Origin of the sequence: Actinomycetospora lemnae, assembly GCF_028737315.1 — a bacterium.
GTDB lineage: Bacteria > Actinomycetota > Actinomycetes > Mycobacteriales > Pseudonocardiaceae > Actinomycetospora > Actinomycetospora lemnae.
Genome location: NZ_JAQZAO010000003.1, coordinates 454,184 through 465,922, shown reverse-complemented (window position 1 = coordinate 465,922; position 11,739 = coordinate 454,184). Strand labels below are relative to the sequence as shown.

2 protein-coding genes are annotated in these 11,739 nt (G+C 70.6%); one reads left to right on the top strand and one right to left on the bottom strand.

Features of this window, described 5'->3' with window-relative positions:
* Positions 1 to 82 precede the first annotated feature (82 nt).
* Positions 83 to 6,337 (top strand): hypothetical protein, encoded by a 6,255-nt coding sequence (locus PGB27_RS09155; RefSeq protein ID WP_274200057.1) that lies wholly within the window; start codon positions 83 to 85, stop codon positions 6,335 to 6,337.
* 721 nt (positions 6,338 to 7,058) lie between these two features.
* Here the strand turns inward: PGB27_RS09155 and mobF are convergent.
* Positions 7,059 to 11,513 (bottom strand): MobF family relaxase, encoded by a 4,455-nt coding sequence (gene mobF / locus PGB27_RS09150; RefSeq protein ID WP_274200056.1) that lies wholly within the window; start codon positions 11,511 to 11,513, stop codon positions 7,059 to 7,061.
* Between the last annotated feature and the right edge of the window lie 226 nt (positions 11,514 to 11,739).

The following is an 11,739-nucleotide window of genomic DNA, read 5'->3' as shown; positions in this document are numbered from 1 at the left end:
TGCGAGATGGTTGCCGCTCGCCGACAGCCGACACCCGACTTCCCGCTCACCCACTGCCCGCGGGAACCCACCGAGGAGTTCCATGGCACGCACCCGATCAGGCTGCCGCGACGATGCATACGCCAGCTACATCGTTTGGCCGCTCACTCGCGACATCAACGACGAGCTGCGCACCGCGCTCGAGCAGCTGGCCGAGGTGCTAAACACGGTCGACCGACCTATTAGCTACGTCGTCGAGGAGCTGACCACCCGAGACGTCCTCAACGCCCTGTCAGCCCTTCCGATCCGCGCCCGGCAGCACGCTCTCGAGCCGCTCGGCATCCATCTGACTCCCAAGACGCTGTCGCAGGGGCTGTGCCGCGACGTCGTTGGCAGGCTGCAGCGCGCCGACGAAGCCACCGCTCGGCACGCGGCGTTCCATCTGACCGCCGGGACGCTCTACGACGGCCTGCGCACCCTTGGTGCGCGATCCCTGGCTGACGCCGGCGGACCAGATGATCGCAGCTTAGACCAGATCGACGACGAGCTTGAGAGCCGCTGGACGCCCGCCCTGCTGCGCCTGGCGTTGTGGTCCGACGTCGCCCAGAGCGAGATGTCGGCCCGCGTGTGGAGGTGGGCGGTCGAACGGCCCTGGTTCGTTCACGGCGCAGCCGACACCCTCGCCACCGCGAGAATTCGCACCGCAGCCGAGAACGTCATCGCCCACTCCGCCGACCGCGACACCGTCCGCGAGGACCGCGACAACATGCCCGACGACCGGCCCGTCGCCCCCTCCGGTTCGCCCAGTCAGCCGGCCACAGCGCCAGAAGGCAGGAGCATCCTGCTGCCCGACTCCCGCACTACCCCGGACAGCATGCCCGTGACCATCGTCCCCGCAGACCCACAAACCTCACCTGCGGCATCTCCGGAATCTCCGGAATCTCCGGCCGACACCGAACAGGCCCTGCACGCTGCCCGCGAGTGCTTCGCGTTGGCCGTAATCTCCGCCGAGCACATCCTGGCCGACCTGCGGGCGGGCCGTGGACCCGCCGACGCCGACGTCTTTGCCGTGCGCTCCGCCCAGAGCACCTATAGCCACGCCTGCTCCGCGGTCCAGGAGGCAGGAGAGGAGGACCCCCGCGCCGAGTCCGACGTGCGGCCGACGCTGGACGAGATCGCGCGGATGCTCGCGGTGCGCGCCAGACGGGACGCCGACGCGCCGCTGCGCCTGAGCATCGCCGCAACAGCCCGTATCACCAGCGACGCCCCTGGCATCTCCGAGCACGTCGCGCAGCTGAGGTCGCTTTCCGTAGAGCTGCTGGCAGCGCACGACTGGACCGACGCTCAGCGCGCGCTGGCGCTCGCGATCGCCGCGCTGGTCGAGCTCGTCCGCGATCCGCAAGCCGCGCCGGAGACCCGCCTGGAGCTGCAGGCCCGCGTCAGCGGAGCGGTGGCTTCGCTGCCTGCTCTCGCCGTCCTCAGCATGCTCGCAAGCCAGCTGACTCTCGAAGCGCCCACCGGCACAGCTACGCCAACCGGGCAGGACTCTCAGCCGCCTGCCGCGCAGAAGCCGACGGCTATCGCAGCCGCACCGCCGCCCGAATCCGCAGCCGGTGCGCTCGCGCAGCAGGCCCCCGCCGCCGACGCTACCGACGTCAGCGTGCCGCCCGAAGCCACGAAGCCCAGCCAGACAGCCGCCGCGCCGACCCGTCCTCAGCCTGACCAGCGGCCAGCCCACGACGCACCGCTAACGGCAACTGACCCAACTGCCCAGGTCCTGGAAGCCGCTGGCACCGCTACGCCCGCGACATCTCGGAAACCCAAGCCGGTCACGACCACGGGCAGCGCGCGGACCAGGACCGTCCCGACGCGAATCGACCTGGGCGGCGCCAGTGCATCGACCACCCCTCGCACTACTACCGAGCGCAGCGCAGATCGGACAGACGCCGGTCGAAGAAGCACCGAGCAGCACGCGCCCACCCTTGGTGACGTCGAGCAGTCCGTCGCCGAGCTGCTGTCCACCTGCCGCTACGGGTTGGCGTCCCATTTGGCCGCCCGAGCCGGGTGGAGCGACACCCGCATCCGCGCCTTCCGAGTGGCCGGTTTGGCCCGAGCCGTCCGTACCGACACCGGACCCTGCGGCGCGATGCTGCGCCAGGAGCTGGCCGATCTGGACAGCAACCAGGTCGCCCAGGACAACGTAAGTCTGCTCATCGCCGTTAGCAGCCTCGTGCGCGTCGCGCTCATAACTGGCGAGCCCGCAGCTGGCGCGCTGCTCGGCGAATTCAGCAGCCGGCTCGACCCGCACCTGGCGAACATCGCCGATGAGATCGGCAGGCGCGCGCTGCGCGGCGTCTTGAACGCCACTCCAGCCCTCAACGTTTTGGCCGACGTCAGCGACGCTGAGCGGGATCTGCAGCTCATTATTGAACAAGCCCGAGTATCCGGACGGCCCCGGACGCTGCGGTTCAAGCGGTGCACCGACATCGCCAAGCGCTGGCTCGAGAAAAACGGCACTTTGGGGCGGCTGCTCGAGATTGTCGTCTCAAACGACGCTGACCGGCTCGTCGAGGTGCAGACCGGGGTTCAGCACCTATCCGACGCCGCGGTCCGCGAGCGGCAGATCGACGAGTCCGACGTCTACTTCCGCGGGCACAGTGGTAAGCCAATCGAAGGATCTGGACGACAGGACCTGCACGCGCTGATCCTCGAGACGCTCCGGCCCGTCCGCAGCTGGATCGAGTTGACCAGCGCTCTGACCCGCAGCCGCACCGGACGCGACGAATGGACCACCGGCGAGGTCGCTGACATGCGCCGCGCGGTTCTAGCCCAGCGTGACGCCGCCCTGGCCGCCCTGCTGACGCAGACCCAGACCGCCGACCCGCTGCTGGTCGCCGCCGCCCAGGCCGCACACACCAGCCTGCGGCAAACCTTCGCTATGCTCGATAGTGACGACCCGCTGCAGGCTGGCGAGCCACGCGTCACGGTCGCGCTGGACCTTGAGCTGCTTAAGGTCGATGACGTCGTCGTCACCGATGCAGGCACCCTTGAGCTGCGCAACACCGACCCACTTCCCCCGCTCATCAGCGCCGTTCATCGCGACTGGATCGAAGCGTTCGCGCTGCAACTGCAGCGTGAGAACTACCCCGCCGCGGAGTACCTGCTGGAGATGCAGGCCGCCGGCGTCTTGACCGACGATGCCCTCGGCGATGACGCCCGCAGCCGCTACAACACGGCGCTGGAACGCAGCCGCGCCGAGGTAGTCGCCGAACGCAACACTCTTGACGCCGACCTGCGTCGCGCCCGTCGCAGCAACGTCGTCACCGAGGAGGCAGACAGTGAGCTCACCGCGCTGCTGGCCAGCGCTAACCCGACTCGCGGCGACCTCGGCCAGGTCCGCGCCATCCTCGCCAGGATCAGCAAACTGCTGCCGGATTACCGCGAGCAGGCCGCGCAGCGCCTGCGCGACCGACTCGCCGCGCTGGATATCGACGACGAGGAGCGGGCTCGCATCAGCGATCCGATTGAGAAGGGCGACCTGCTCACCGCCGAGGAGCTGCTGTACTTCCAGGACGTCGGCGAGCCCGTGCCTCGTACTGACCACAGTCGGCGCGACCTGCGTGCGTTCTTCCCCGCCATCCCAGACGCGCTGCCCATGGGCGTCACCACCGAGCTGGTCACAGCCGTCCGCGAGCAAATGAGCTACGCCGGCAGCAACGTGCTCGACTACAGCCATCTGTCGCCCGACGCCGCCGAGCAGGTCGGCGAGGCACTCGGCGCCTGGCGTCAAGCCGCGACCGCGCCGGTTGCCAGCCGGCGCAGCTTGACCGAGCGCGACCTGCTGCTGCCGGCGATCCGCCTGATGGGCTACGAGTGCTCCAAGATTCGGCGCCTGGAAGACATGCCCAAGAGCGGCGAGCGCCGGTTCATTGAGATCACCGACGTCCGGCCCAACAGGGACGCGCAGATCCCAGCGTTCGGCAGCAGACTCGGCGGACGACTGCGCGTCCTGCTCGTGTGGGGTCAGCCCACCGAGGACGTGCTGATGACCTACGCCGACCACGACCAGTCCGGCGACAGCCTTCTCATCGCCCACTTCGGCACTATGAGCGCCGCTGCGCGGGCAAAGTTTGCTACCCGCGTCGAGCGCACCGGCGGTCCCGTTGCGATCCTCGACGACGCCGCACTGGCCTACCTCGCCGCCCGTGGCAACCGTCAGCTCGGCGTGGCCATGTCGATCCTCATGCCGTTCGCGGCCGTCAACCCCTACATCCGGATGAAGCGCGGCGCGGTCGCCGAGGAGATGTTTTACGGGCGCGACCTCGAGCGTGTGCAGGTCATCGACCCCGACGGCACGCAGGTGCTCTACGGCGGTCGCGGCCTGGGCAAGTCCGCGCTGCTGCGCTACGCCGCTGAAAAGTTCGAGTCCTCCGCCGAGCCCGGGCAGCGCATCGCGATCTACTTGAGCCTGGATTCGGTCGCTGCCGGTGCCGCGTTCAGCAAGGACGCCCTGTGGGTCGGGCTGCGCAACGAGCTAATCAAGCGAGAGGTGTTGCCGACCCCGACAGGAAAGGCCAAGAAAAGCGGCGACGTCTACGATCAGGTCCGCGCCGGGATGCTCGATTGGCGCAATGAGGACAGTCGCAACCGACTACTCATCCTGCTCGACGAGTCTGACCAGTTCTTCGAGGCCGACGCACCGGCCTTCCTAGACACCAAGCGGTTGCGCGACATCGGAGTGGTGACCGACAACAACGTCAAGGTCGTGTTCGCCGGTCTTCACTCGGTGCAGCGGTACGCCAAGAGCGCCCGCAACGGTCCGTTCAGCCACCTCGCGCAGCGGCCCACCGTCATCGGGCCGTTGCGCCCGCAATTCGCCGCCGACCTGTTGACCGAGCCGCTGGGTGTGCTCGGCTACGAGTTCGCCGACGACAACCTCGTCAACCGAGTTCTGGGCTACTGCTCTTACCAGCCGTTCCTGCTGCAAATGTTCGGCCATCGGCTGGTCGAGGCGTTGCACACCAAGCGGCGCGACGGCCTGGCTGTCGACCAGCCGCCTTACATGATCACCGACGACGACGTCGCTGTGGTCGAGCGCAACCGTGACCTGCGCGCCGACATCACCTCGGCGTTCCAGGACACCCTTAACCTGGACCCCCGGTACAACGTAATCGCCAATGTGCTGGCCGACCATGCCTTTCGATTCGGCTTCGATGCCCGCCTGCAGGACGCCGAACTGCGCGAGGAGTGCCTGAGCTGGTGGCGTGCGGGGTTCGAGTCGCTCGACAGCGAAAGCTTCCGTGCCTACCTCAACGAGATGGACGGCCTCGGGGTCGTCGCGCCGAACTCCGACGGGCGCGGGTGGCGGCTGCGCAGCCCGAACGTGCTCAACATGATCGGCAACCGTTCCGAGGTTGAGCGGCAGCTGCTCATGGCCGAGTCCGAATCGGTGCCCGAGACGTTCCTGGCGCTGGAGAGCCGGCCGCAGCTGTCCGACGGCAGCAGCGCGCCGCTGACCGCTGCGCAGCTCGACGACATCCTCGGCGACCACAGCACGCAGGTCCGCGTCGTCGTCGGATCGCGCGCCACCGGTCTGTACCGCGTTGACGAGGCGCTACGGGAGGTCACCAGCAAGGCGGGCGACTTCGACATCCCGCCGATCAGCGGCCGGCGCGCATTCGAGGAGGAGCTGCGCATCGGACGGGCCGGACGGCGGCGGGTCGTCATCGACGACCTGGCTAGCGTCCAGCCGCAGGCGTCGGCGCGCCTTGAAGCGCTCGAACTGGCGCTTACGCACGTACCGACCGCCGCGGGCGTCACCCGCGCCGCAGTCCTGATCTCCAGCCCGGAGCAGGCCGAGCTGTGGGACAGCGCCTTTGAGCACGGCGTCGCTGTCGCACTACACCGCTACGACCAGCAGACGTTGCGGGTCTGGACGATCACGCGGCAAATGTTCAGCCACGATGAGCGTCTACAGCGGCTCTGGAACCTCACCGGCGGGTGGCCGATGCTCGTCGAGCACGCCGCCACCCTTGCCGACAGTGAGGGCGCGCAGGAGCCCACCGCACTGGACGAGCTCGAGGCGTACGTCAACAGCCCGACCGGTCGCAGCGACCTGCTCGATGGTGTCGGTCTCATCCACGACCCCGGCTTGGCGCGCGCCTACGCCTCGATCGTCGCACTCGTCGACGACCAGAGAGTCAGCCGGGCCGATTTGCAGGTCGCCGCAGACACGGACGGCTCCGCTGCAGATGTCGTTGAGCGACTGCTGGCGCTGCAGGTATTCGACAACCACAGCGACGGCTCGTACAGCGTCGAGGCGCGCCTGCTGGCTGCCTGGCAGTCGTCGCTGACCTGACCGGCGATCCGTCGGCGATCTCCTCCCTCGAGCGGGCCGGGTGGCCGGTGGCGTACGTGGTGTCGATCGTGAGGCGAGGTAGGCCGCGAGCGGGGTGCGCCGGGCCAGGGAGCGGTGTGGGCGGCGGGTGTTGTAATCGGCGATCTCGAGCTATCCCGGGTACGGGAGCGCCCACAAGCTCAGGTGACGCGCGGGTGACAATCGTCCCTCTCCCGCGCCTCGGCCCCGCAGTCACAGTCGGCCCGGTGACGGTCGGGCTGAAGTGCTGGTCCTGGACTGATGGTCGGTGTCACCCTCAGGTGGTGGAGGTGACACCGTCAGACATCGCGGGCATCCCGCGCGTCAACATTCGAGTGCCACGATCCACCTTCGTCGCGCTCTGGCGGGCCGCGAGTGCTCGTAGCGCTGAGCACGGAGCCCGGGACGTCACCGACTGGTATGCCGGAGCAGTGGCACTGACCTGCCGCTGGTTAGCGGCTGCGCCTGTGCGAACGCCACGAGGTGGTGGATTGGTTCGATCGCCCGCGACGAGGAGGCGGATGCTCGCCTACGAGGAGCTAATCGAGGAGGAGTTCCTCGCGGCGCAGGACCTCGAGCAGCGCCGGCCTGACCTCGCCGCTCGCCCCGGTTGGTGTGAAGGAGTGCGTGCGACGTTGCGGTGGGCGTGGCGTGCAGAGGGTCCTCCCCCGCTTGAGCTGCCAGCGCTTGCCAACGCCCTCGATCACAGCTCGGACTGATCGAACGCGGTGGCATTCTCGTGATCGGCGCCCTCGTCGGTGCCCGTCTCGGCGGCGTGGTCGTCGGTCTCGTCCTGCGCCTGCCACTCAGCGAGCTGGTCGGCTCGGTGCTGCTCTTCCTCGCGCGCGTCCATCTCCTCGCGCGACCGCATCTCGGCGAGGGCTCGGTTGGCGCGCTCGATGGCTGCTGAGGTCTCGCCGGCGGTCGGGACCCGGACGTTGTCTTCGGCCACCTGAGCCGGCTCCGCCTCGGCGATCTCGCGGATGTCGGGCTCGGGCGGGGCGTGAGCGCCCTGCTGCTCGTTGGCGACTGGCTCGTCGTCGAGGACCTCGCCCGCCTCGGGCTGTTCGCGATCCGCGTTGTCAACGCGGTCATCGTCGATGTCTACGGGGCGGTCGGTGACGTCGGCCTCGGTCACGTCACGGTCAGCCTCTTCGTCTGCGACTGCCTTGCGGTGCGCCGCGAGCCACTCCCCTGCGGTGACCTCGGGCTCCGGCGCAACGTCGTCGGCGTGGCGGGCGGCGAGCTCGGCCTTCGCGCGCTCGGCGGCCGCGCGAGTCCCTGCGGTGTGCGCGAGCCACCTTGACCGTGCGGCGTCGAGCTCGGCGAGTTCGATGGCGCGAGCCGTGAGCGTGCCTGCGAGCGCCTCGGTCGTTTCGGCAGCCTCGTGCAGGCGCTCGCGTTCGGCTTGGTCGACGGCGGCTTGTGCCTCGGCGCGGCGGAGCTCGGCGTCCTGGCGTGCTCGGTCGGCGGCCTGGTGGGTGCCGGCGAGCTCGTTGGCGACGTAGCGGGGTGCCCAGGCGGCCTCGCGTTCATGAGCTCGGACCCGGACCCGGAGCTGGCCGTCGGAGAGCTCCAGCTCTTCGCGGTCGATGTCAGGGCGGCCCAGCGCTTGCCAGGCGGCGCGGTAGGACGCGTACGCCTCGACCTTTCCCGGCGCAGGTGCCGGGCCGAGGGCGTCGTCGGGGTCGTCATAGCCCTGGAGTTCGCGCCAGTTGGCGACGGTGCCAGCCGCGTCGAGCCACTCCTCTCGTTCCTGCGGGTCGGCGGGAGCTGGCCCGAGTGCCTCAGTCAGCCAGGACGGCGGGTTCTCCGCCAGTTGCTCGGCGAGCTCGGCAGTGCGTTGGTCGGCGGCGTCGGCGAGGGTCTCGAGGTAGCGGTCCCAGTCGGCGCGTCCGGTCGTAGGCCTCCATTCGCGCCAGGTCGTGCCCTGCGGGTCGAAGGTGTGGGCGTCGCGGATGCGGGCGTGGATGACGTTGGTGAGGTTGCGCGCGCCGTCGAGGGGCCGGTCGGTGACCGCGTGACGCAGGACCCGTTCGGCGTCCTGGCCGGCGATCTCGGCGCGGCGCAGCACGCGGGTCAGGGAGGCGGCGCCATCCTCGGCGGCGAGCCGGCCGCGGTCGTCACCGGTGATGACGCCTTGGGTGGCGAGACGGTCGAGCCAGCGCCCGGTGCGTTCGGTGGCGGCGAGGGCGGCGGCGTCGGCGAACAGCTCGCCAGCGGTGCGGGTGGTGGCTGCGTCGGCGGCGGACTCGGTGGCGATGGCCAGCGCGGACTGGGCGTCGAGGCCGTCGTCCTTGCCCATGACTGCGGCGAGCACGGCGATGGGGTCGCGGTGCAGGGAGTGGTCGGCGGCGAGGCCGCGGGCAGGGTCGGTGGGGCCGGTGATGGTGGTGACGTGGGCGGTGTTGGCGTCGCGGCCACGGGTGAGACCGACGTAGGCGGCGGCGCGGCTGGTGACCGGGGTGGCGACGAGGTGGCTGGTGTCGACGGTGGCGCCCTGCGCGGAGTGCACGGTGCCGGCGTAGGCGAGGGAGAGGTCGGCGCCGACGTACTCGGCGGGCAGCACGATCTCCTGCTGGCGCGTGGCCGCCTCGTCGTCGTAGGTCTCGGTGGGGGTGACGGTGAGGGAGCCGTCGTCGCCGATGGCAGTGACGCGGTAGGTCTCGCGGTTGATCGGGCCGCGCTGGTTGCCGGCGTGGCCGGTGAGCTCCCAGCCGTTGCGCCGCGCGGCGACGAGGTCGCCGACGCCGGCGTAGGTGCCATCGCGCCCGAGGAGGGCGCCGTGCTCGGCGACGCGTCCGAGGCGGACGAGCTCGGCGCGCAGGGCGGCGTTGAGCCGGTCGGCCTGGTCGTTGGTGTCGACGACGAGGATCGAGTGGCGCCCGGCGAGGGTGTCGGCGAGCCAGGCGCGTGAGGCGGAGGCTTCGGCGGCCTTGAGGTCGCCGGCGTCGAGGAGTCGCCCGTGGCGGTGGTAATCGCGCAGGACGGTCTCGTCGCCGTCACGCAGCCGCAGCGACGCGGGGCCCTCCCACTCGTGGCGGAAGCGGCGGGCCTCGGCGAGCTCGTAGCGGGTGCCGTTCTGCGCGACGAGGTCCATGGCGCCGCCGGCGCCGACGGCGGCGAGCTGGCGGTGGTCGCCGACGAGCAGCAGCTTGGCGCCGGTCGCCTCGGCGCGGGCGTGGATGGCGGTCAGGGCGGCGGTGTCGGTCATCGCGGACTCGTCGACCACGACGAGGTCCCCGGCGCGCAGGGCCCATGGAGCGTCGGCGGGGTGGGGCTGGTCGGCCTGCTCGAGTCGTTCCTGGGTCTTGAGCCAGCGGGCGACGTTGCGGGCGGTGAGGCCTTCGGCGGTGAGGATGTCGGTGGCGGCCTGGCTGGTGGCCAGCCCGAACACCCGGCCGGCGCCGGCTCCGCGTAGGTCGGGGTCGGACCAGCCGCGGGCGATCATGCCGACGACGAAGCTCTTGCCGGTGCCGGCCGGCCCGATGAGGGTCTCGACCTTCGCCCCGGAGGTGAGCACCCCGCGGACCGCGGCCTCCTGGTCGGCGCCGAGGTCGATGCCCTCGCCCTGCAACCGAGCGAGGAAGCGGTCGGCGATAGACCGCGGTGTCGCGGCGGCGTCGCCGCGGCGGCCGGCGGCGACCATGGCGCGCTCGGTGTGCACGTGGTCGGGCGTCGCGTAGAGCCGGGCGCCGGGGGCTCGGTAGGCCGACGAGCCGTCGGCCAGGCGCAGCTCGTCGGGCAGCGCCTCGGCACCCGGGCGGGCGGCGTCCAGCGGCGTCGCGAGGGCGATGCCCTGGTCGGTGAGCCGGTCGAGCAGGGTCGCAACGTCCTCGCCGTCGGCGATCCCGAGGGTGTCGGGCAGGGCATCGTTGATCGCGCGGGTGAGATCGGCGCGGGTCCACCCGGCCTTCTTGGCCTGCACCTCGGCCAGCGCGGTCTCGAGCACCGCGCTCGGCGACCACGACTGCGCCGCTGGCGGGCCTTCGTGGCGGGCGGCGAGGACGTCCTCGGCGACGCCGCGCAGCCCGCCGGCGACCTCGTCGCGCAGCTGGCGGTCGATCCGGTCGAGCAGCTGCTCGCGGGTCTCGCCTTCGTGCGACTTCGCGCGCCGGGTGGCCATGGTGGCCTGCCGGGAGAGCCGGTCACGCTCGAGGCCGTTGGCCTCACGGCCGTGGCGGGCCTCGAAATCGGCGATCAGCTCGGCGGCCTTCGCGGTGACCGCGCGCCGGCGGGAGGAGAGCAGGTCGGTGGCGGTCTCGTCGACGCCGATGACCTCGCGGGCCTTGCCGTCGGGCCGCATCGCCAATCGGACCCCGAGGGTCTGGGTGAGCCGTTCCTCGGTGGTGCGTTCCCCGACCGCGGCGGCGGCCGGGCGGAAGCGGTAGATGCTGCGCCCGTCGAGGGTGCGCCACTCCCCGTCCGGGCCCTCGACGCGGTTGAGGATCGGGTTGTGGATGTGCAGTTGCGGATCGTGGTCGCGGGAGTCGTGCTGGAAGAACGACGTGACGACCCAGTCGTGGGCGTCGACGTAGCGGCCCGCAGCCCCGCCGTGGTGCCCGACGCGGGCGTAGCCGGCGCGCTCGGCGAGGTAGGACAGGGCGGCGTTGTTGCCGGCCCAGATGGCGTCCTCGACGGCCCGGCGATACTCGCCCCATGCCGCGGCAGCCTCGTCGTCGCCTTCCGTACGGGCGGCGACCTCCTGGGCTTCGAACGCGGTGTGCAGCACCGTCACCGACTTCTGAACGCTGAACGTCGCGTCCAGGAAGGCCACGTTGTGCCGCGCCTGCTTTCCGGCCTCGATGCGCAGTTCAGCGCGACGTTCAGCCGAGGCGTCCGGCTCGCGTTCAAGCGCCGCGGCGTACAACTCGTCCTCGGTGGCATACCTGCGGCCGCGGTGACCGAGGGTCGGCACCTCGCCCCACCGCTGCGGGTCGCGGAAGGCTTCGTGGCGCGGGTCGAGGAAGTGCTCGTAGACCGCGCGCATGTCCTGCGGGTCGACCATGCCTGTCAGGCCGAGCTTCTCCGCGCCGCTTCCCCACCAGCGCCCCGGCGGCTCGCCGTCGGTGACCGCGCCGGTGTAGTAGTTCTCTCGGCCGGCCGCGACCTCGTTGAGGAGGTAGTCCGGCGAGTAGCCCGACGCGACGCTCAGCATCCGGACGACCAGCTCAAGGTCGATGCCGACTCCGGGCCAAGATCAACGGCGTGCGCGGATCGGTGGCAGCGGTTTCCGGGCCGGCCGGAGGCCGGCCTGTGCCTGGGGATCGTGATGCATAGGTGTGCGGCTCTTGATCTTTCCCTTGATCTTTTCGTCCTCCGGTCCTGTTGCTCGTGTCCGGTCGTCTGTTCGGCGTAGTGATCGGTGCCGGGAAGTGGTCGTG